This is a genomic window from Vibrio sp. FE10 (genome assembly GCF_030297155.1).
Classification (GTDB): Bacteria; Pseudomonadota; Gammaproteobacteria; order Enterobacterales; family Vibrionaceae; genus Vibrio; species Vibrio apostichopi.
The window spans coordinates 727,627-748,283 of the sequence record NZ_AP028067.1 but is presented as its reverse complement, the minus strand read 5'-3'; the positions used below and the strand labels follow the sequence as shown (position 1 = coordinate 748,283).

Below are 20,657 nucleotides of genomic sequence, written 5' to 3'. Positions count from 1 at the left end.
TCTACACCTATCACTAAAACCAAACAGTCAGCCTTATGCTGGCTGTTTTTTATTCACACTTGCTCTACTATCTATTTCTAATAATTATTTGTATCTAAGATTAAATACACAAACCATTCGTATTTAACTGCATCTTTTCAAAGGAATAATATGAAAGAGCTCATCATTCATACCATTACCGTGTTCATGGGCTTTTTTGCCATTATGAACCCTATTGCTAATACGCCAATCTTTCTTGGATTAACCGGTGATAACGATAGGGAAACGGTTAAATCTATCGCATTCCGATCGGTACTCATTGCCTTCGTTATCGTCAGTACTTTTGCAATCTCTGGCAAACTGATCTTTGACCTCTTTGGTATCACGCTGTACGCGCTGCGCATCACAGGCGGTATTCTGGTCTTTTTGATTGGCTTTCACATGCTGCAAGGTGATTCAACACACTCAAAAGCAAAAGAGAAAGTGAACTCAGACGCCCAGCGAGACGCTGCGTTAAGCATCGCTGTATCACCTTTAGCCATGCCAATACTGGCAGGCCCAGGCACCATTGCCACTGCGATGAACTTCGCCAGCACTGAAGGCATTTACGAGACCATCATTACCATCGTCGCCTTTGGTCTACTGTGTACCTTAACCTACATACTGTTTGTATTCGGCGAACGCTTCGTGAAAGCGGTCGGACCAAGCGCACTGAATGTGATTACTCGAATGATGGGCTTAATACTCGCAGTTATCGGTATGCAGATGTTGATTGAAGGGATTGAGCAGGCTTATAAGGCGTTGTTTATCTAAGATCAGAACGACGAAGTTCTGATACAAAAGTAGCCAGCAACTTGCTGGCTACTTTCTCTCAAGGCTAACCTATAGCCTTGTATTTTAAGACTTTAATTAACAATACATAACGCTCCGATAAGAGCGATATCTGTATTATTTGTATTCCATCGTTGTTGTTTCAAAGCCTAGTGGTTCTAATACTTTCTTATGCTCAGCCCAAGAAATAAATGATTCTGCATCAGTATTACATTTTTCACCTGAACCATCCGCGCATGGTTTAATACCACCGTCATAGTGGACGCTATATTTCTCGGTACTTCCATCGTATGTCAGGTTATTAACTTTGTAAGTTTTAAAACCATTGCCTGAAATGACAATGTCTTGACGATCTGTAGATGTTAATTGAGCATTGCCTAATACATTCCAACCATCACTACCACTTGCATTATAGTTATTAACGATAACAGTGTAGTTATCAACATCGTTCATTGTCGCCCACACTGGATTGTCTTCTGTTCCAGTATTTACCTCTAGAGTTGTCACTGTGCCTGATACACCTTTCACATCTTCTGTAAACGTGTAACGCATGCCTGATACGTAAGGGAACTTGCCAGCATGAGCACCTTCAGCAAGCGTCGGCTCAATTGTGCTGTCAATAAGGTTTCGAATCACCTCGCCTTTCACTGTTAAAATCGACAAGTAGTTCGAGAATGGGAGTAATTCTAACGTAGCATTACCTTCCCTAAAATCACCTGACGCGATATCCGTTCGAACACCACCAGCTCCCACCAAACCAATCTGAACATTTTTACCAGTAACCGTTGCTACCGACGGTTGATTTGCCCAATAAATCATACCTTGAGCTATCATAGGTGCAACATCAGAACCATGCTTATCAGTTCCAGCATCACCAGGACGGCGCTCATGACTGATTTCAGTCGGTGCAGCTGCAACAACATCACCATACGCAGCATCGAGAGCTGGCTTATAAGTTGCGTCGATACGGGTTCTTAAATCAATATCTTCATCTTTTATCGTGATTTTTTCATTATTATCAATAAACGACGTTACATCATCTTTATCAGTACTAATCATTTGATGTTCTCGATGAGAATCGTGATAAAACTCATCATTTGATAATAAAGTATTGTTCCCAACACATGAGATGAGATTGCCGTCTATGTCAAATGATACATCAACATCTCCAATAGCTTCCGCATACTGGCCAGCTTGAACCACACAAGTATTTTGTGCTTTGTCTTTTTGCGGGATCATTTCGGCGTAAATACCATTATTGCCTTGATCAAGGTCGGTAAAATCACCAAGTAAAGTATGAGAATGACCGCCAACAATGATATCGATACCCGTTGTATTGGCAGCCAGATCCTTATCGGCAGCATTTCCTATGTGTGATAGAACGATGATTTTATTCACACCCTTGGTTTTTAAATCATTTATAGTGGCCTGAGTTGCTGTAATTTGGTCACTAAATGTCACATCGCCAGTTCCGGTAGCTATCGTTGGCATATCACCCAAAACAACACCTATTACCGCAATAACTTTCTCATCATCACTTGCATCAGAAACAGAGGTAATTGCTCTTTTTTCTGAGCCTTCAAATGCAAATAGTTGATACGGATATAAATTATCTACATTACTTAAAGACTGATCTTTTGATGCATCCATATTATTTGCTAATACAGGAAAACTAACCGTATTGATGAACGATGCGAGCTTGTCGGTATCTAAATCGAATTCATGGTTCCCAAGTACCATTGCATCTAACCCCATCTGGGACAATAAGTCTGCGTTTGCAGCACCTTCATTTAGCTTAAAGTAAGCGGTACCTTGCCATGCATCACCACCATGCAAGAATAACAAAGGTTCTTTGTCTGCTTTAGCCCCCGCTTTGATATCGTCAGCGGCTTTCAATAGGCGAGGATAGCCGCCAAATTCGTTATAAACCTTCTTGCCATCAACACCCATAGTAAAACTGGATTTTACAGGATCAAAATTTGAGTGAGTGTCATTCACATGTGCTATGCGCAATGTCATATCTGGAGCAATAATATTGTCGTCATTGTCCGAGCCACAGCCAACCATCGCTACGCCGATAGAGAGCACCAGTAAAGACTTAGTAAAATTCATAGAAGATCCTTTATTCATCGTTTTAATGTCGTTATGGCTGGAAATATACTTATATATTGAAGGGTTTTAGTGATCGTTCTCTTAATTACACAGCTGAAAACTTGAGTTTTTACTCGGACTGTAAGCACAAACGATAAATCAACAGAACTCGATTAATTGTGATAATAAACATGAATTTATAAAGGAAATGTGACTAACTCTATTGATACTGAGAACAAGAGGGGCAGCTATAGAGCAGTATCGGAAATGAAAATGAGGCTGAGCGGCGCAACTCAACCAATCAACGAGATATTAAGCGCTAAGAGTAATATCCGGATAATGAAAACTATCGCTAAAAAGACAAGCAATATCATTTTACAGACTTTATCCCGATACGCCCTTTCATAACGAGGGCGCTCTCTTTATGATGAACGCAATTAAATTAACTTTGCTAACGGCAGCGCTTGTTATTCGAGCCGTTGTTATTGAATAGCAAAATCAAGACTCAACACATGGAGATTCAACATGGCTTACTTTTCACTAGCCTTCGGTACGGCAACCAAAAATCGCGACAATAAAATCATTGAAGCGTTCTTCCCTAACCCACTTCTAAACCCAAGCGATGCTCTTGTAGCAGCTGTTGGTGAGGTTGCAGGTTACACTGAAGGCAACCAAGCTATCGAAATCTCTGCTGCACAAAGCGCAGAACTGGCGAAAGCATTCGCAGCAAATGACGATGCAGCAAATGCATCTTTCGCAGAGAAAGCAGCAGCGTCTGAACAGCCACTTGTTCTTGTTGTTCTTGAGACTGACGAGAAGCCAGCATCAGTTGCTGAAGGCTTCCTTAAGCTGCAACTTATCTCTAACCGCCTAGTCCAACCACACGATACGGTACTAGACGGCATCTTCGGTCTACTGCACAACATCGCATGGACTAACGAAGGCCCAATCGATCTTCCTGAACTGGCTGAGCGTCAAATCGAAGCTCGCCTTGCGGGTCGCGCTCTATCTGTAGATTGCGTAGACAAGTTCCCTAAAATGGTGGATTACGTGGTACCAACAGGTATTCGCATTGCTGACACTTCTCGTGTTCGTCTTGGCGCACACGTAGGCGAAGGCACAACGGTTATGCACGAAGGTTTCATCAACTTCAATGCAGGTACGACTGGCGTAAGCATGGTTGAAGGTCGTATCTCTGCGGGTGTTGTTGTGGGTAACGGTTCTGACATCGGCGGCGGTGCTTCTATCATGGGTACTCTGTCTGGTGGCGGTACTATGGTTATCTCTATCGGCGAAAACTGCCTACTAGGCGCAAACGCGGGTCTTGGCTTCCCAATGGGCGACCGTTGTACGGTTGAGTCTGGTCTTTACGTGACCGCGGGTACTAAGGTTCGTATGCTAGATAAAGAAGGCAACGAAGTTGAAATCATTAAAGCTCGCGACTTAGCTGGTGTTTCTGATCTTCTATTCCGTCGTAACTCGATTACTGGCCAAATTGAATGTCTTGCGAACAAGTCAGCTGTTGAACTGAACAGCGAGCTACACAGCAACAACTAATCTACGCGCTAGATGCTAGAAAATACTAAGCCGCTGGGGTTAAATCCAGCGGCTTTTCTTTTATAGCGGTAAAGCAGTGAAGGTTATGCTTTTTCTGCTGCTAGCTGTTCAAGAGCCTGAATAGAGGTTTCTGAAACTAGCGTGCCATCCATGTAGTAGCTGACTTTGTCGCCATCACGAACTCCCGTCAGAACAGCCTTTTGGCCATCGTTATAGGTGATGTCCATTTGAATGGTGTTCTGATCGATCTGTTGCATCTCACCCCATTCAATCTGACGATTGTTGAAACCAAGTGGTGCATCTTTCAATGAGTCATCTAAGCTATCGTTCACATCAATCATAGTGTCGACTTTACTATCAAAGATATGAGGTGCGCCTGTGAGAGGGTTTTTCCCCGCCCAGAACTCGATTGAGTTAAATACAATGTAATCGGCTGCTGTTGTTAGCGCGTAAACTGGCGCAAGCAAGAAGTTGACCCCGGCACGAGCGTAACGGTTATCTACAACCTCAACGTTGAACTTCATTAATTTCCCAGTAACAGCGTTACTACCGACACACCCAGCTAACGACATGACAATCGCTGCCACTGCAACTGCTTTTGTAATTGTTGTTTTCATAGATCCCTCTTATGCCACGATGATTGATTCAGTTTTTGAACGGCCAAATTGAATTGTTCTTGTATGAATACAAGAAATGATGGCCTAACAAATTGATTCCATAACATTTAGCGTAGTGGAGATTTTTAGAACAGCAAACTGCAAACCTAATTTGTTTCGCTCTGGTTCCTAAAATTTGTGTAATAAAAAAGCGCAGACCTTTCGATCTGCGCTTTTCATTTTTGATTAACCTAGCCTAGATTAATGCGGTATGTAGGTAAGTGATTAACCCACATTCTTACGTGCGTTTTGGAACATACGCATCCAAGCGCCATTCTCGCCCCAACCTTCTGGAGACCAAGAGTTAGCAACCGTGCGGAATACACGTTCTGGGTGAGGCATCATGATAGTCACACGGCCGTCCGTCGTTGTTAGACCTGTGATAGCGTTTGGCGAACCATTCGGGTTGTTCGGGTATTGCTGCGTTTGGTTACCGTTGTTATCAACGTAACGTAGAGCAACTGTACCTGAGTTTTCAATCGCATTTAGGTGGTCGTTGTCACGTACTTCTACGCGGCCTTCACCGTGAGAAACAGCGATTGGCATACGAGAACCTTCCATGCCGTTGAAGAATACAGAATCAGACTTCTGAACTTCAACTAAGCTGAAACGAGCTTCAAAACGCTCTGATTCGTTACGAACGAAACGTGGCCAGTACTCAGCTCCCGGGATAAGTTCACGCAGGTTAGACAACATCTGACAACCGTTACACACACCTAGAGAGAAAGTATCTTCACGCTTGAAGAAGTTTTCAAATTGGTCACGAGTAGAGTCGTTAAACAGAACCGACTTAGCCCAACCTTCACCAGCGCCCAGTACATCGCCGTAAGAGAAGCCACCACATGCCACAAGGCCGTTGTACTCTTCTAGTACCGCTTGACCCGTTAGGATGTCGCTCATGTGAATATCAGTCGCTTCGAAGCCTGCGCGGTCAAATGCTGCTGCCATTTCAACGTGAGAGTTAACACCCTGCTCACGTAGAATCGCCATCTTAGGCTTAGCGCCCGTGTTGATGTAAGGAGCAGCAATGTCTTCATTTACGTCAAAGCTTAGTTTCACGTTCAGACCTGGGTCTGAATTGTCTTTCTTCGCTTCGTGCTCTTGGTCTGCACAGATTGGGTTATCTCGTAAACCTTGCATCTTGTGCGTCGTTTCAGCCCAGATAGTACGTAGTTCAGTACGGTTACGTTGGATTACAACATCTGCGCCTGACTTAATCACTACTTCGTCTGATGCTTCAACAGAACCGATTACGTGTGAACACGCTTCTAGGCCATTAGCTGCAAGCGTAGAAAGCACTGCGTCTAGGTCATCGTTGCGAACTTGGATTACCGCACCTAGCTCTTCGTTGAAGAGTGCTGCTAGCGTATCTTTGCCTAGCGCCGCAATATCAGCATTAACACCACAGTGACCTGCGAACGCCATTTCAGCTAGCGTTACGAATAGACCGCCATCGCCTTTATCGTGGTAAGCCACAACTTGGTCGTTTGCTACAAGCGTTTGAACGCCTTCGTAGAAACCTTTTAGTTGTGCCGCATTGTCTACGTCTGCTGGCTTGTCACCAAGCTGCTTGTAAACTTGCGCTAGTGCTGTTGCGCCCATGCGGTTTTGGCCGTTACCAAGGTCGATAAGTACTAAGCTTGAAGCGCCTTTGTCAGTGCGAAGCTGAGGCGTAATCGTCTTACGAACGTCTTCAACACGTGCAAACGCAGTGATAACAAGAGACAGCGGAGAAGTGACTTCTTTCTGTTCGCCGTTCTCTTCCCACTTAGTCTTCATCGACATTGAGTCTTTACCTACTGGGATAGTAAGACCCAGTGCCGGACATAGTTCTTCACCAACAGCTTTAACCGCTTCGTAAAGACCAGCATCTTCACCAGGGTGACCCGCTGGAGACATCCAGTTAGCTGACAATTTAATGTGTTTGATATCGCCGATGTTGGTCGCTGCGATGTTAGTGATTGCTTCACCAACAGCTAGACGAGCTGACGCGCCGAAATCTAGTAGTGCTACTGGCGTACGCTCACCAAGAGACATTGCCTCACCGTGGTAAGAGTCGTAACTTGCTGCAGTTACTGCGCAGTTAGCAACTGGAACCTGCCATGGGCCAACCATTTGGTCACGAGCTACAAGGCCTGTTACCGAGCGGTCACCGATAGTGATAAGGAATGTTTTCTCTGCCACTGTTGGTAGGCGAAGAATACGGTCAACCGCTTCGTTTAGTTCGATACCAGAACGGTCAATCGCAGGGTTGTTTGCTTTTAGCGTCTTCGCGTCACGGTGCATCTTAGGTGTTTTACCTAAAAGGATGTCCATCGGCATGTCGATTGGCGTATTGTCGAAATGTGAATCTTCTAGTTTCAGATCACGCTCTTCAGTTGCTTTACCAACCACGGCGTAAGGTGCGCGTTCACGTTTACAAATCGCATCGAATGTTGCCATGTCTTTATCAGCAACCGCCATAACGTAGCGCTCTTGAGATTCGTTACACCAGATCTCAAGTGGGCTCATGCCCGGCTCATCGTTTGGCACGTCACGTAAGTTAAAGATACCGCCACGCTCGCCATCGTCTACTAGCTCAGGAAGTGCATTCGAGATACCGCCCGCGCCCACATCGTGGATGAATGCGATTGGGTTCGCATCACCAAGCTGCCAACAACGGTCGATAACTTCCTGACAACGACGTTCCATCTCTGGGTTTTCACGTTGTACAGATGCAAAATCTAAGTCTTCAGAAGAAGAACCCGAATCCATTGAAGATGCAGCACCGCCACCAAGGCCGATGTTCATTGCTGGACCGCCAAGAACAATTAGGCTTGCACCTACTGGGATCTCTTTCTTCTGAACATGATCATCACGAATGTTACCTAGACCACCAGCCAGCATGATTGGCTTGTGGTAACCACGTACTTCTTCACCTGCGTGAGAGTTTACTTTCTCTTCGTAAGTACGGAAGTAACCTAGTAGGTTTGGACGACCAAATTCGTTGTTGAATGCTGCGCCACCAAGAGGGCCTTCAAGCATGATATCCAAAGCAGTAACGATACGGCTCGGCTTACCAAAGTCAGTTTCCCAAGGTTGAACGAAGTTCGGGATCTTAAGGTTAGATACTGAGAAAGCAACTAGACCCGCTTTTGGCTTACCACCAATACCTGTCGCGCCTTCATCGCGGATTTCGCCGCCTGAACCTGTTGATGCGCCCGGCCATGGCGAGATTGCCGTTGGGTGGTTGTGCGTTTCAACTTTCATCAAGATGTGTGTTTTCTCTTGGTGGTAGTTGTACTGACGAGTTTCTGGATCTGGGAAGAAACGACCGACTTCAGAACCTGTCATTACCGCTGCATTATCTTTATAAGCAGACAGAACGTGTTCTGGTGTCGTTTCAAAAGTGTTCTTAATCATCTTGAACAATGATTTTTCTTGCTTAACGCCATCGATAGTCCAATCAGCGTTAAAGATCTTGTGACGACAGTGCTCTGAGTTCGCTTGTGCAAACATCATTAGCTCGATGTCAGTCGGGTTACGACCTAGCTTTTCAGTGAAGCTTTCAAGAAGGTAATCAATTTCATCTTCTGCAAGCGCAAGACCTAGGGTAACGTTTGCTTGTTCAAGCGCTTTACGTCCGCCAGTTAATAGGTCAACTTCCGCGTAAGGAGCAGGCTCAGCAACAGTAAATAGTGCCGCTGCCGATTCGAAGTCAGTGAAAACCACTTCCATCATACGGTCGTGCAGGATTGCTTTCAGCTCAACAAGTTGAAGCTCAGAAAGTTCAGAAGAAGTTTCAATGTAGAAAGCTGTACCGCGCTCTAGACGTGACACTTTAGCCAGTCCACAGTTGTGTGCGATATCAGTTGATTTTGAAGACCAAGGCGAGATAGTGCCTGGACGTGGCGTTGCAAGCAGCAATAAACCTTCAGGTTCATGCTCTTCAATCGTTGGACCGTAAGTCAGTAGCTTTTCTAGCTTCTCAACTTCAGACGCATCTAGGTCTGCCGTTAAATCAGCAAAGTGGGCAAACTCAGCGTAAATACCTGTTACAGGTAAGCTTAATTCACGACAAAGCTCTAAAAGCTTGTTAACACGAAACTCAGATAGAGCTGGGGAGCCACGCAAAATTCTCATGTGCTTAGGTCTCTTATGCAGTTGATTAAGGTGATATTGGAATAAATTCAGTGGGTTATAGGAACAACCTAACTGTTTTCTTCGAAGCTATTCCCGAAGGTTAACAAACCTATGCCGATTCCACCTCTTCAATGCGAGCGCATTATAAAGCATTTCTTTTTGTGACGTAACACCAAAAGCAACCGTTTGCGTTATTTTTTTCATCTAACGATATAAATGACAGTTTTGCTGCATTTATCAGCACTTTTACAACTGTTTAAATAAACCTGCTTTGCCAGCCTTGCGGGGTTTGGTATAAAGGGGCTTCCACTTTTCGAGATTTCATTTTGATGCATAAAATTACGCTGATCTTTTCGTCTAAATTCCTTTTGCTCGCTATCGCTCTATTCGGGATAACTGGATGTCAGATTGAGTCTGAACCTAAAAGTGTTCTTGAACAGATACGAGATCGCGGCGTTCTGCGTGTCGGCACACTGAATAACCAACTCTCTTATTACATTGGTCCCGATGGCCCTGCTGGCTTAGATTACGAACTGGCTCGTGAGTTTGCTGAAGAGCTTGGTGTAAAGCTTGAGGTTAAACCTGCATACCGCTTATCCGGCTTATTCCCTGCGTTGAAGAAAGGCGAAATCGATCTTATCGCGACCGGATTAACACAAAACAACAACCTGACACGTGCGTATCGCGCTGCACCTGCTTATTACTATGTAAGCCAACAAGTCGTGTACAAGAAAGGTCAATGGCGACCAAGAAACCTCGATCAACTGATCAAGTTTGAGAACGATCGTCAGGCCGAGTTTGTAAAAGAACAATCTGAATCAGAAGAAACGGCATCAAATGAAACACTGACGCCATCTTTAGTTGTGGTGAAAGACTCACACTTTGAACCAACACTAAAACAGCTTCAGAACACACACGATGACTTTATCTACGATGCGGTCGGTAATGCAGACATCAATGACCTGCTAAAAGAAGTATCAACCGGAGAGCGACTGTTTACCGTTGCAGACTCCATTGAGCTTTCCTTGGCACAGCGTTTATACCCTGATGTGGCTCTTGCTTTCGAACTTACTGAAGACCAACCTATCTCTTGGTACTTAGAACGTTCAGAAGATGAAAGCCTGTATGCGTTGCTGATTGAGTTCTTCGGTAACCTTAAACAGTCTGGTGAACTGGCTTCATTAGAAGAGAAGTACATCGGCCACATTGGTACTTTTGACTACGTTGATACTCGTGCCTTTATCCGCGCATTGGATAGCAAGCTACCAAAATGGTCACCACTATTTCAGAAATACTCACAAGAATTTGATTGGCGTTTGATTGCTGCTTTGGCATACCAAGAGTCACACTGGAACCCAGTCGCGCGTTCTCCAACCGGTGTTCGTGGCATGATGATGTTGACGCTGCCAACCGCGAAGAGCGTAGGTGTAACCAATCGTCTTGATCCGAAACAATCGGTACAAGGTGGCGTGGAATACTTACGTCGTATCGTGAATCGAGTACCAGATTCAATCACACAACATGAAAAGATCTGGTTTGCCCTCGCGTCATATAACGTAGGTTACGGGCACATGATGGATGCACGTCGCTTAACTAAAGCACAAGGCGGTGATCCTGACGCTTGGGGTGATGTGAAAGACAGGCTGCCTCTTCTAAGACAGAAGAAGTACTACAGTAAAACTCGTTACGGTTATGCTCGTGGTGATGAAGCAAGGAATTACGTTGAGAACATTCGCCGTTATTACCAAAGCATTATTGGCCATGTGAACAAGCGAAATAAAGAAGAAGAAGCGAGCCTTGAAGGTTTGGTGGTTATCCCACCTTTAGAGATCTCGGGCGCTGAATCGACAATCAGTACGGCTGAATCCGCTGTCGACGAAGCTGAGTCTTCCAAATAAATAAAAGAGCAATGCTATATAGCGTTGCTCTTTTTTTATACATGAGCCACTGGTTCGTAACGGCCGGTTCGCATTGAGAAACTAAACAAACAAAGTGACCGTTAAACTTAAGGTGTCATATTGCAGTAACAATCGAACTTTATAACGACACACCATAAGCGCCATGATGTTCTGTTGCATTCAGACACTGGCCATCGCGATGGTTACTCAAAAAGTATCGCTAAGTTCGCGACAGAGCTCATAAACAAATAACCACTATAATTAAAACTGAAGTCATAATTACAAAGCCAGACGACAAATAGGAAATCGTTGAAATGATGAAGAACAAACTGAAATCGAAACGCCTTGATAAGACCGTTGCTGCAAACCGTCGTAAGCGTATGCTTTCAAATAATAAGAAAAAGATCATTTGGCGCAACCGTGCTTTCATGCAGATACTTTCTGAGTAAATATCCCGAGTAAGTTTTCTGCGGCACTCTTACGATAGAGAGTGCCGAAGCTTGCTTCTATTTTTTGTTACAGACCTTGTTCTTGTTGCTGACCTTATTCTTATTACTTGCCTTGTCAGATTCTAAACACTGTTCTTCCAACAGACGGTCTTGCTTTCGTTTTTCTTTTATCTCTTTTCTACGACGCTTGAAAAACGCTTGCAGTTGCTCACGGCACTCTTTTTCTAACAAACCATTTTCCACGTCTGCATAGTGGTATGAGGCTTGGCTTTCAAAGAGATTCAATACCGTACCCGCAGCACCCGCTTTTAAGTCAGGTGCACCAAAGACAATCCGCTTCACTCGGCTGTGTAACAAGGCACCCGCACACATTGGGCACGGTTCAAGCGTGACGTATAAGGTAGTATCAAGTAAGCGATAGTTTTCCAAGGCTTGGCCAGCTTTACGCAAGGTTTCGATTTCTGCATGTGCCGTGGCATCGTGGCTGCCAATCGAACGGTTCCAACCTTCAGAAATAATCTCACCCTCTTTTACCAACACAGCACCAACAGGAACCTCCCCCTCTTTCTCAGCTTGCTTGGCCACCTCGATGGCACGTCGCATAAAGATTTCATCTTGAGGGCTGAATTGATGGTCTGACAAAGGGAACTCCAGAAAGCAAAGGATAAGAACAAAAAAAAAGTATGCTGAGAAGCATACCTAATCTTAGTGATTATGAACAATAAAGAGATAATGGACAACAAGCGCGGGCTTGTTCGTTTAATCTCTCGCTAGCGGCTTATCTAACTAACATCATCGTCTAGCTCATTGACTATTTTTGTCGCTTTAACACTCACGATACGATTGTTCTCGACCGAGATGATTTCAAACTGCCATTGCTGACACTGAACGACTTCTCCCGTCTCGGGTAAACGTCCAATTAGCCAAGTGACAAGGCCATTCAATGTTTGGAAGCCTTCGCTTTCCCCTTCTAACTCTGACAGCTCTAAACGGTTCTTGAGCTCACTGATAGGGATTAATCCATCCACCAGCAACCCGTCTTCCACTTGCTCTGTCCATAGGTCATTGGGGTTATTGGATAACTCACCTGCAATCGCTTCAAGAATATCGTAATGAGTCACAAGGCCTTGCACATCGCCATACTCGTCAACAATGAATGCCATCTCGGTACCCGACTCTTTAAAGTAGCCAAGTAGCCGCAGTGCCTTCATCGATTCTGGAACATAGATCGGCGACTTAGACAGTCCCATGATGACTTGAATACTTAAATTGCCCGCCTGATTCAGCAAGGCTTTGGACGACACCGTACCGACCACTTTATTGAGATGATCTTGGCATAATGGAAACACACTGTGCTTTGACGATCGTAATTTTTTGAATATGTGCTCAACGGGCTGGTCAATATCCAGAAAGTCGACGTCTCGACGTGGCGTCATTAACGAGCTAACAAGGCGATCATCAAGCTGCAAAATATTGCGAATCATCTCTTGCTCGCCACGCTCTATCACACCGGATTCAGAGCCCTCTTTCACGAGTGCATGAATATCGTCTTCAGTCACACTGCCTTCTTCGCCACCACGTCCCATTAACTTAAGAATACCTTCGGTTGATGCAGACAAAGCAAACACAAACGGCGTCGCGATTTTAGATAACCAGAAGATTGGCAGCGCGACTAACACAGCAATGTTTTCAGCTTGGGATTGAGCAAAACGCTTTGGCACCAACTCACCCACAACAATCGCGAAGTAAGTAATACCGACAACGACTACCGCAGTAGACAAGATATTCGCTTGGGTTGGGTCGAATCCCCACAGCTCAAGTTGAACGGCCAATGGCGCAGATAGCGTCGCCTCGCCCACAATACCGCTGAGTAGGCCGATTACCGTAATACCGATTTGAATGGTTGAAAGGAAGCGGGTTGGATTTTCTTTGAGCTCAAGTGCAACCTGAGCGGAGCGATGTTTTTCGGCTAAGCGTTTCAGCCGACTATTCTTTGCTGCTACCAGTGCAATCTCTGACATGGCAAACAGACCATTTAAAACAATTAACCCTACTAAAAGCAGAATTTTCATGTGGATTGGATTTCCTAATTTTACCGGCCAACAATTAGCCGTAATCCGGAGTATAAGCTGAGTGCCTTTATTTGGGATATAAAAAGTTTTGGATATAAGAAATCTTGGACACAAACAGAAGTAGAAAAAAAATGGCGAAAAAAATAGCGAAAAAAAGCCCGCACATTTGGGTGCGGGCTTCGATGATTTTATCTTACTAACTTTTGCTTTTATTACTTAGCTTTACTTATCTTACATTGTGTAAGTGTAAGGAGCTTGGATACCTAGTGGGATACCAAGAGCCCAGTAAGCTAGCAAGAAGATTGACCAACCGATTAGCATAGCAATCGAGAATGGCATCATTAGAGAAGCTAGAGTACCGATACCTGTCGACTTAACGTAACGTTGACAGTAAACAACAACCAGTGGGAAGAACACCATTAGTGGAGAGATGATGTTAGACACTGAATCGCCTACACGGTAAGCCGCTTGAGATAGCTCTGGAGAGATACCCACAACCATTAGCATAGGAACTAGGATAGGACCAATCAGTGCCCACTTAGCAGAAGCCGAACCAACAAGAAGATTAACTGCAGCCGTTAGTAGAATCATACCAACAACCGTTGCTTCACCTGGAAGGTCCATCGCTTTCAAGCCTTCAGCACCGTAAAGTGCCAGCATAGTACCAATGTTTGATTGAGCGAATGCAGATAGGAACTGAGCACAGAAGAACGACATTACAATGTATGCGCCCATCGTTGCCATCGTCTCAGACATTGCTTTGATAACATCATTACTATTCTTGAAAGTACCCGCTACACGGCCGTAGACGATACCCGGAATAATAAACAGGATGAAGATCAGAGGAACGATAGACTTCATTACTGGTGCCGAGAACGCTGTTAGCTCACCTTCAGGCGAACGAAGTGCTGAGTTTTCAGGAACCAAAGCTGCGATAAGCAGACCAATACCCGCAACCATTGCCCAACCAGCAAACTTGAATGCTTTAGATTCAATCGCCGTGAACGTACCTAGGTCAGGTGCTTGTTCTGCATCTTCATCAACAGGAGTGTTAGCAAGACGAGGCTCGATAACTTTCTCTGTTACGTACCAACCGATACCAACGATTAGAACTGAAGATAGACCAGTAAAGAAGATATTCGCTAGAGGGTTAACCACGTATGCAGGGTCAAGAACGTTTGCCGCTGTTTGAGTGAAACCTGCTAGTAGCGGATCAATACCTGAAGGAATGAAGTTCGCTGAGAAACCACCTGATACACCAGCAAACGCTGCTGCAATACCCGCTAGAGGGTGACGACCCGCAGCGTGGAAGATGATACCGCCAAGAGGAATTACTAGAACGTAACCTGCATCAGCTGCTGTGTGAGACACGATAGCAACCAAGATTAGCATTGGCGTTAGTAGCTTAGCTGGCGTGAAGTTAAGCATCTTCTTAAGGCCAGTCGTAATAAAGCCTGAAGAGTCAGCAACGCCAACACCTAACATAGCAACAAGTACGATGCCTAACGGTGCGAAGCCTGTGAATGTGGTTACCATATTTGCTAGGAAGCTAGCAAGCGCTTCACCAGTAAGTAGGTTGTTAACTTCTAGAGCAGCACCCGTTTGAGGGTTGATTAGGTCGAATGAAAGGTTCGACAAAAGTGCAGATGCTACCCATACGATAACTAGAGCCCAGAAGAACAGAATTGCTGGGTCTGGAATTTTGTTGCCGGCGCGTTCAATGAAGTTTAGAAAGCGGTCCATCCCACTGATCTTCTCAGTCGATGGTGCTTTTTTTACGGCTTGGTTACTCATGGTAACTCCATATGTGATGTTGTTTGTTTAGGCCTAATATAAGTTTGGACCATGGCCTATTGGTGCAGCACATATTCTATTAAAGTCGCCATTAAAAAGCACAAGGTTCCACCTTATTTTCCATAAATGGAGACATATTTTGCAAAAATACCATACAACAGCAACAATATAAAAACACAAAAAACACCATTCCATATACAGTCATTTAACCTGTACGTAAACAATGTCCGAGGAGTGAAAATTATCAGTAAAAGGAGTATCGGGAGCCTTGGCATGCAGTAAACGTTTGCTTAGGGATCAGTCAAACTCACTGTATTTGGAGAGCATAGTTTCTAGGTAAATACTTTGCGACTTGTTCATACGATCTTGCCATGCAACAGTCACCGTAATGTTTTTCAAAGCGCCAGACAAAGCACCATTGGCATTAGACACCTCACAAGTCATCGCATAGGCAGAGCTTGATAAACCGGATAAGGGGTCTGAACTTGCGGTGTTGAGACAATGGTTCGCCTGATTAAGTTCCGAAAAAGGAATTAGCCCAACCGCACCACTCACATCCGAGACACGAGTTCGATAGTATTCCATCTGCCTTTCTGCAAAATGAAGAGCCTCAACACTGTGAAGCGCAAAATCCGATTTTTGTTCAGCGTAGACCTGCAACTTAACCAACCCTAACGAAGCAACACCGATGAGCAAAAAAGAGATAAGCACCTCTATCAAACTGAAACCTCGTTGTTTAGAAGTCATTCCATGATCCTCGCTTCCACTTCGCTTTCAAAGGAGCACTATGAGGATTGTATTCACCGGTATAATCCAAATTGATTGACCCCTGAATTGTCGATAGTCCTCCAGTGGAATCAAAAAACATCCCGCCTTTAGGAAAAAAAGAAGCAAATCCAATATAAACCGAATTGCTCTGTACTAAATCAGTGATAGGAATTGTATCTGGAACTTTAGTCCACAAAACACTCAATAGGTCGGTATCGACATCGGGAGAGTTAGGATTATCGAATACGCTCATATCATTTAGATGATAAAAAGATCCATCAAATACGCTTGCGTTGCCGTTCGCAACGATGCCGTCTTGAATCACCAATGAACGTGGCGTAATAACCCCTGGGATAGGTTCGACTACATTGATGGCAGGTGAGTAAACGACGCAATCACCTATAACCCAAACCTTATTCTCCCCACTTGAAAAGGCATCATTAATAGCTTTACTACATTTATTACCTTCATATTTCCCACCAACCAAGTCTGTGTGTTTAGGAGGAGATGTAGTCCGGTCAATAAGGTCGATAACATGATAATCAAGCTTAATTTGGTCAATGTTCTCTGAAGTTTTTGGCACTCCAAAGTAGTTAGAGAAAGTATCGATATCCGGATCGAATTTGAAATCTGATTGAAATGAGTTTGAAGGCAATGAACCCAAAGAGTCGATAATTGCATCACTGCTAATATTGGTGGTTTGTTGGCAAGACTCGAAGGAAGGAAAAGGAGGTGACTCTGGAGTTATGGTCTTTAAGCGTCCTCCTCCCTTTTGTTTATAGATGACACTATCTAAAAATCGAACAGAGACACACTCGTTAATACCATCAACAGCAGTAAGAGCAATATCAGGATTAATGTCGATGTTGTGATCAGAAATAAATTCTAAACTCGAATTGGTTTGCATTACTCCTAATCCCGAAGCGTCTTCAAAGCTAATCTCTTTGTTCAACGATAAAGACTCAGAGCTCGATACCAATACATTCGGTGTGAGGGCTTCTGATTCCAACGTAACGACTTTCGATTGCTGACAATGATCCATTAAATCATTGGGAATAGCAGTCAGATCATTTTCAGCGATGTAAGTGAAACCACACTCTAAACCACCTTCTGCTAACCAATGAGCTTTACGTGCCTGAACTTCATTTTGTGCTCGCTTGATTTGATAAAAGAGAACTTTAAAATTCCCGAAAGAAGCGATTAATGTTCCAACAAGAAGAACGCTAACCAACAACAGAGTGATAAATCCTCCCTGCTTACATCGCTTCATTGCCAATTCCTCTGAACAACGGAAGTTCTCACTTCATGACTAACATCGGCATTTACCAAAGACGCCTTTAACTCAATGTCTACTTTTTGAGAAACCGAAGATCCTGTTGAAAGCTCTTTAGCCTCAACAAATAAAGCATCAACTTGAATTTGACGATCAAAGAACACGCTTTCACACTTCATTGAAACTGCGCCACTAGCCGTCCCAAATGGTTTTTCATTAATTGCCAAAAGCTCACCAGACTCTCCCAAGCAATAGTTGAGCTTATTTTCTTTGAATTGATAGACAATGTTTCGATACGCTGACGATGCACCATCCTTCAAATAAGCAAAACCAATATACGCCTCATCAACGCTTACCTGATTAACATAAATTGTATTTGTAGCTCCCGATAACTTAATCGATATCCCCGAATCTGAGTCATAACCAGCGCGCCAAATTTCCTCCTTCATCATTTGAGTGGCGGAAAATAAGTTTTGTGATAACAAAAGCTCTAAGCTATTTTCTGAAGAGATTCGTTGATTAGTAATGAATACAGAACCTATAGTCCCAATTGCGATGATTCCAATAACTGAAGCCACCATCATTTCGATTAGTGTGCTGCCCTTAACATACGAGTTAACAGATCTCATAACCGTGGTTACCTATACTGTTACGTCCATTTTCATTGGGATCGCTACTACAAATCCTAATCCTCCCCGAAACATTTGATGCCTTTATTGACAACACCTCCGTTAATTTACTCATAGATGCTATCGAAATATTGCCATTGCTGAAGCGGCCCCTGACACCCTCGATCGATATTGAATTTTGATTGAAAAAATTAAAGGACACTTCTATATCCTGATACGGAGAACCATCCAACCACATAAGAACATTTGTAGGGTCATAAGATGCAGAACTACTTAAAACCAAATCCCAATCGCCATCGGAGTTATTAACAGCTCCTGAGTTGCCGGACACTAAAAAGAACAAATAAACTTCTTGATTCCGAGTTATGGCCTCTGACCTCGCTGCAATTAAGAAGCCATGAACCTCGGGTGCAAGCCTCTTGATTTTCGTTGAAGCTAGCACCGAACTAAAACTCGGGGCAGCCGTGGCTATCAGAATCGACAAAACCGATACCGTTATTAACAGCTCTAATAAAGTAAACCCGCGAGTCATTTCCCAAATTCCTATGTAATCTGATGCGTAACCGTATTTAATCTTGCGCCGATGCTACCACCGGAGAAAAATAGACAGAGATATGAAAGGAAACTACTCGCGATGATTCGAAGAAATATATGCAACAACAACAACTTAAGCATTAGAGGGATGACATTGATCGAATTATTGATCGCTGTCGCCATCGTGGGGATACTCGGCGCCATTGCCTATCCAAGTTATACAGACCATGTAATTAAGGCGCATCGAGTCACCGCTATGGCCGACATGACCAAGATTCAATTGGAGATGGAGACCCTGTATACGGGAAACTACGCGTCGGCCGCTGATAGTATTATTTCTGGAGGGACATGTTTGTTTTGCGATACCGACACCAGCCGATACACGTTAGCGATTTCAGCCAGTAGCACCACCTATTCAATTCAAGCGGAACCGCTTTCGCAGCAAGTAAATGATGAATGTTTAGACTCGAATACCGATAAGTTGGAATTGCATCACTCGGGTGTTTCGGAGCCAGAAGCGTGTTGGAAGTAACAAGAGCAACGCCCAAAGGGCTCGAGAATTTATCTGAGAAATCTCGACCCTTTCTTCTCTGAGCTTCTTTTCTCTGATCTACAGATACAAAAAAGCCTGCACACTGGCAGGCTTTAGAATTTTCAAATCACTATCAATTACTTAGTTAGGTCATCGAAGAAGTTTTTAACGCCGCTGAAGAAACCTTCAGACTTTGGCTTATGCTTGCTCGCTGCTTCGCCACAACATGTCTCTTCGAAATCGCGAAGAAGTTGTTTTTGACGAGAGCTTAGCTTAACTGGTGTTTCAACCACTAGCTTAACGATTAGGTCACCAACACCGCCGCCACGAACACCTTTCACGCCTTTGCCACGCATACGGAACATACGGCCCGTTTGTGTCTCTTCAGGCACTTTAAGGTTTACACGGCCATCCAGTGTAGGAACTTCAACTTCGCCGCCTAGCGCTGCCATTGTGAAGCTAACTGGCACTTCGCAGTAAAGGTTGTTGCCGTCACGCTCAAAAATGTTGTGCTCTTTTACGTGAACTTGTACGTAAAGGTCACCAGCCGGAGCGCCTTGCTCTCCCGCTTCACCTTCGCCAGATAGACGAATGCGATCACCAGTATCCACACCAGCAGGGATCTTAACGTTAAGCGTCTTAGTCTTCTGCTTACGGCCTTGACCGTGACATGAGTTACATGGGTCTTTGATGATCTTGCCTTTACCATTACAAGTAGGACAAGTTTGTTGAACGGCAAAGAAGCCTTGGCGCATTTGTACTTGGCCGTGACCATGACAAGTGCCACACGTTTGTGCAGAAGAACCCGCTTTAGCGCCGCTACCGTCACACGTATCACACTCAACAAGAGTCGGTACTTCGATTTCTTTAGAAACACCACGAACGGCTTCTTCTAGAGAAAGCTCCATGTTGTAACGCAAATCAGAACCACGTTGTGCACGCGCTTGACCGCCGCCACGACGACCGCCGCCAAAGATATCGCCAAACACATCACCGAAGATATCGCCGAAGTCACCTTGGCCACCGCCGCCGTAACCGCCGCCGCCACCCATGCCACCTTGTTCAAAAGCTGCGTGGCCGTATTGGTCGTAAGCTGCTTTCTTTTGAGCATCGGTTAGGATCTCGTACGCTACTTTTACTTCTTTAAATTTGTCTGCTGCGCTGTCATCACCCTGATTACGGTCCGGGTGGAATTTCATCGCTAAGCGTTTGTACGCTTTTTTAATATCGCGCTCTGATGCATCGCGGCTTACGCCTAATACTTCGTAAAAATCACGTTTTGACATGTTCTAGGTCACCAAATAATTGCTACTACCGAATGATCACTTCAGTAGTCTGTGTATCAATCTAGATAAAAGTTCTGCCGGCTGAAATACCGAATAAAGCTATTATCTAGATCGACAAGTCTAAATACAAATTTACGGGCGTGAGAGTTACCTCTGACGCCCGTATATTTAGAAATCGAAAAACGA

General features: G+C 44.3%; 16 protein-coding genes. 5 read left to right on the top strand and 11 right to left on the bottom strand.

Annotated elements, in window-relative coordinates:
* The first annotated feature begins 150 nt into the window (after window positions 1-150).
* A complete protein-coding gene (locus QUF19_RS03330) occupies window positions 151-792 on the top strand; it encodes a MarC family protein (protein ID WP_122081913.1) in 642 nt (213 codons plus the stop codon).
* Between the two features lie 135 nt (window positions 793-927).
* Here QUF19_RS03330 and QUF19_RS03325 read toward each other — a convergent pair whose 3' ends face one another.
* Window positions 928-2,922: a bifunctional metallophosphatase/5'-nucleotidase gene (locus tag QUF19_RS03325; protein ID WP_286295957.1), complete on the bottom strand. Its 1,995-nt coding sequence runs from the start codon at window positions 2,920-2,922 to the stop codon at window positions 928-930.
* Window positions 2,923-3,426: 504 nt separating this feature from the next.
* On the opposite strand from QUF19_RS03325, the gene dapD reads away from it, so the two are divergent.
* On the top strand, window positions 3,427-4,458 hold the full coding sequence (gene dapD / locus QUF19_RS03320) for a 2,3,4,5-tetrahydropyridine-2,6-dicarboxylate N-succinyltransferase (RefSeq protein ID WP_286295956.1): 1,032 nt from the start codon (window positions 3,427-3,429) through the stop codon (window positions 4,456-4,458).
* A gap of 83 nt (window positions 4,459-4,541) precedes the next feature.
* Here the strand turns inward: dapD and QUF19_RS03315 are convergent, their stop codons facing one another.
* Complete coding sequence (locus QUF19_RS03315; protein ID WP_286295953.1) at window positions 4,542-5,075, bottom strand: DUF3332 domain-containing protein; 534 nt, start codon at window positions 5,073-5,075, stop codon at window positions 4,542-4,544.
* A 264-nt stretch (window positions 5,076-5,339) separates the two neighbouring features.
* Window positions 5,340-9,236, bottom strand: a complete 3,897-nt coding sequence (gene purL, locus QUF19_RS03310) for a phosphoribosylformylglycinamidine synthase (RefSeq protein ID WP_286295951.1) — start codon at window positions 9,234-9,236, stop codon at window positions 5,340-5,342.
* A 329-nt stretch (window positions 9,237-9,565) separates the two neighbouring features.
* On the opposite strand from purL, the gene mltF reads away from it, so the two are divergent.
* Window positions 9,566-11,134 carry a membrane-bound lytic murein transglycosylase MltF gene (gene mltF, locus QUF19_RS03305; RefSeq protein WP_286295949.1) on the top strand — a complete coding sequence of 523 codons (1,569 nt, stop codon included), beginning with the start codon at window positions 9,566-9,568 and terminating at the stop codon, window positions 11,132-11,134.
* 314 nt (window positions 11,135-11,448) lie between these two features.
* Window positions 11,449-11,583 carry a hypothetical protein gene (locus QUF19_RS03300; protein ID WP_017106613.1) on the top strand — a complete coding sequence of 45 codons (135 nt, stop codon included), beginning with the start codon at window positions 11,449-11,451 and terminating at the stop codon, window positions 11,581-11,583.
* 57 nt (window positions 11,584-11,640) lie between these two features.
* On the opposite strand, the gene tadA is transcribed toward QUF19_RS03300, so the two are convergent.
* The 7 genes from tadA to QUF19_RS03265 form a co-directional block, all read right to left on the bottom strand.
* Entirely contained in the window at window positions 11,641-12,225 is a 585-nt protein-coding gene (gene tadA / locus QUF19_RS03295) for a tRNA adenosine(34) deaminase TadA (RefSeq protein WP_286295945.1), read from the bottom strand.
* 140 nt (window positions 12,226-12,365) lie between these two features.
* The gene (locus tag QUF19_RS03290; protein WP_286295939.1) at window positions 12,366-13,655 is read right to left on the bottom strand and encodes a hemolysin family protein; all 1,290 of its coding nucleotides are present in this window, start codon (window positions 13,653-13,655) and stop codon (window positions 12,366-12,368) included.
* Between the two features lie 231 nt (window positions 13,656-13,886).
* Window positions 13,887-15,449: an AbgT family transporter gene (locus tag QUF19_RS03285; protein WP_010438945.1), complete on the bottom strand. Its 1,563-nt coding sequence runs from the start codon at window positions 15,447-15,449 to the stop codon at window positions 13,887-13,889.
* A 297-nt stretch (window positions 15,450-15,746) separates the two neighbouring features.
* Window positions 15,747-16,196, bottom strand: coding sequence for a prepilin-type N-terminal cleavage/methylation domain-containing protein (locus QUF19_RS03280; protein ID WP_286295932.1), 450 nt, complete (start codon window positions 16,194-16,196; stop codon window positions 15,747-15,749).
* The gene (locus QUF19_RS03275) at window positions 16,186-17,487 is read right to left on the bottom strand and encodes a hypothetical protein (RefSeq protein ID WP_286295930.1); all 1,302 of its coding nucleotides are present in this window, start codon (window positions 17,485-17,487) and stop codon (window positions 16,186-16,188) included. The genes QUF19_RS03280 and QUF19_RS03275 overlap by 11 nt, the downstream gene beginning before the upstream one ends.
* Window positions 17,484-18,119 (bottom strand): PilW family protein, encoded by a 636-nt coding sequence (locus QUF19_RS03270; RefSeq protein WP_286295928.1) that lies wholly within the window; start codon window positions 18,117-18,119, stop codon window positions 17,484-17,486. The genes QUF19_RS03275 and QUF19_RS03270 overlap by 4 nt, the downstream gene beginning before the upstream one ends.
* Window positions 18,106-18,651, bottom strand: coding sequence for a GspH/FimT family pseudopilin (locus QUF19_RS03265; protein WP_286295926.1), 546 nt, complete (start codon window positions 18,649-18,651; stop codon window positions 18,106-18,108). The genes QUF19_RS03270 and QUF19_RS03265 overlap by 14 nt, the downstream gene beginning before the upstream one ends.
* Window positions 18,652-18,753: 102 nt before the next feature.
* On the opposite strand from QUF19_RS03265, the gene QUF19_RS03260 reads away from it, so the two are divergent.
* Complete coding sequence (locus tag QUF19_RS03260; protein WP_286295924.1) at window positions 18,754-19,185, top strand: type IV pilin protein; 432 nt, start codon at window positions 18,754-18,756, stop codon at window positions 19,183-19,185.
* 137 nt (window positions 19,186-19,322) lie between these two features.
* Here QUF19_RS03260 and dnaJ read toward each other — a convergent pair whose 3' ends face one another.
* Window positions 19,323-20,471 carry a molecular chaperone DnaJ gene (dnaJ, locus tag QUF19_RS03255; RefSeq protein ID WP_102436113.1) on the bottom strand — a complete coding sequence of 383 codons (1,149 nt, stop codon included), beginning with the start codon at window positions 20,469-20,471 and terminating at the stop codon, window positions 19,323-19,325.
* Window positions 20,472-20,657: the final 186 nt, after the last annotated feature.

Bases quoted from the DNA above. Each gene is read 5' to 3' on its own strand.
- QUF19_RS03325 (WP_286295957.1), bottom strand. From the start codon at position 2,922: ATGAATTTTACTAAGTCTTTACTGGTGCTCTCTATCGGCGTAGCGATG.
- mltF (WP_286295949.1), top strand. From the start codon at position 9,566: ATGCATAAAATTACGCTGATCTTTTCGTCTAAATTCCTTTTGCTCGCT.
- purL (WP_286295951.1), bottom strand. From the start codon at position 9,236: ATGAGAATTTTGCGTGGCTCCCCAGCTCTATCTGAGTTTCGTGTTAAC.
- QUF19_RS03290 (WP_286295939.1), bottom strand. From the start codon at position 13,655: ATGAAAATTCTGCTTTTAGTAGGGTTAATTGTTTTAAATGGTCTGTTT.
- QUF19_RS03330 (WP_122081913.1), top strand. From the start codon at position 151: ATGAAAGAGCTCATCATTCATACCATTACCGTGTTCATGGGCTTTTTT.
- dapD (WP_286295956.1), top strand. From the start codon at position 3,427: ATGGCTTACTTTTCACTAGCCTTCGGTACGGCAACCAAAAATCGCGAC.
- QUF19_RS03280 (WP_286295932.1), bottom strand. From the start codon at position 16,196: ATGACTTCTAAACAACGAGGTTTCAGTTTGATAGAGGTGCTTATCTCT.
- QUF19_RS03270 (WP_286295928.1), bottom strand. From the start codon at position 18,119: ATGAGATCTGTTAACTCGTATGTTAAGGGCAGCACACTAATCGAAATG.
- QUF19_RS03300 (WP_017106613.1), top strand. From the start codon at position 11,449: ATGATGAAGAACAAACTGAAATCGAAACGCCTTGATAAGACCGTTGCT.
- QUF19_RS03260 (WP_286295924.1), top strand. From the start codon at position 18,754: ATGATTCGAAGAAATATATGCAACAACAACAACTTAAGCATTAGAGGG.
- QUF19_RS03265 (WP_286295926.1), bottom strand. From the start codon at position 18,651: ATGACTCGCGGGTTTACTTTATTAGAGCTGTTAATAACGGTATCGGTT.
- dnaJ (WP_102436113.1), bottom strand. From the start codon at position 20,471: ATGTCAAAACGTGATTTTTACGAAGTATTAGGCGTAAGCCGCGATGCA.
- QUF19_RS03275 (WP_286295930.1), bottom strand. From the start codon at position 17,487: ATGAAGCGATGTAAGCAGGGAGGATTTATCACTCTGTTGTTGGTTAGC.
- QUF19_RS03315 (WP_286295953.1), bottom strand. From the start codon at position 5,075: ATGAAAACAACAATTACAAAAGCAGTTGCAGTGGCAGCGATTGTCATG.
- QUF19_RS03285 (WP_010438945.1), bottom strand. From the start codon at position 15,449: ATGAGTAACCAAGCCGTAAAAAAAGCACCATCGACTGAGAAGATCAGT.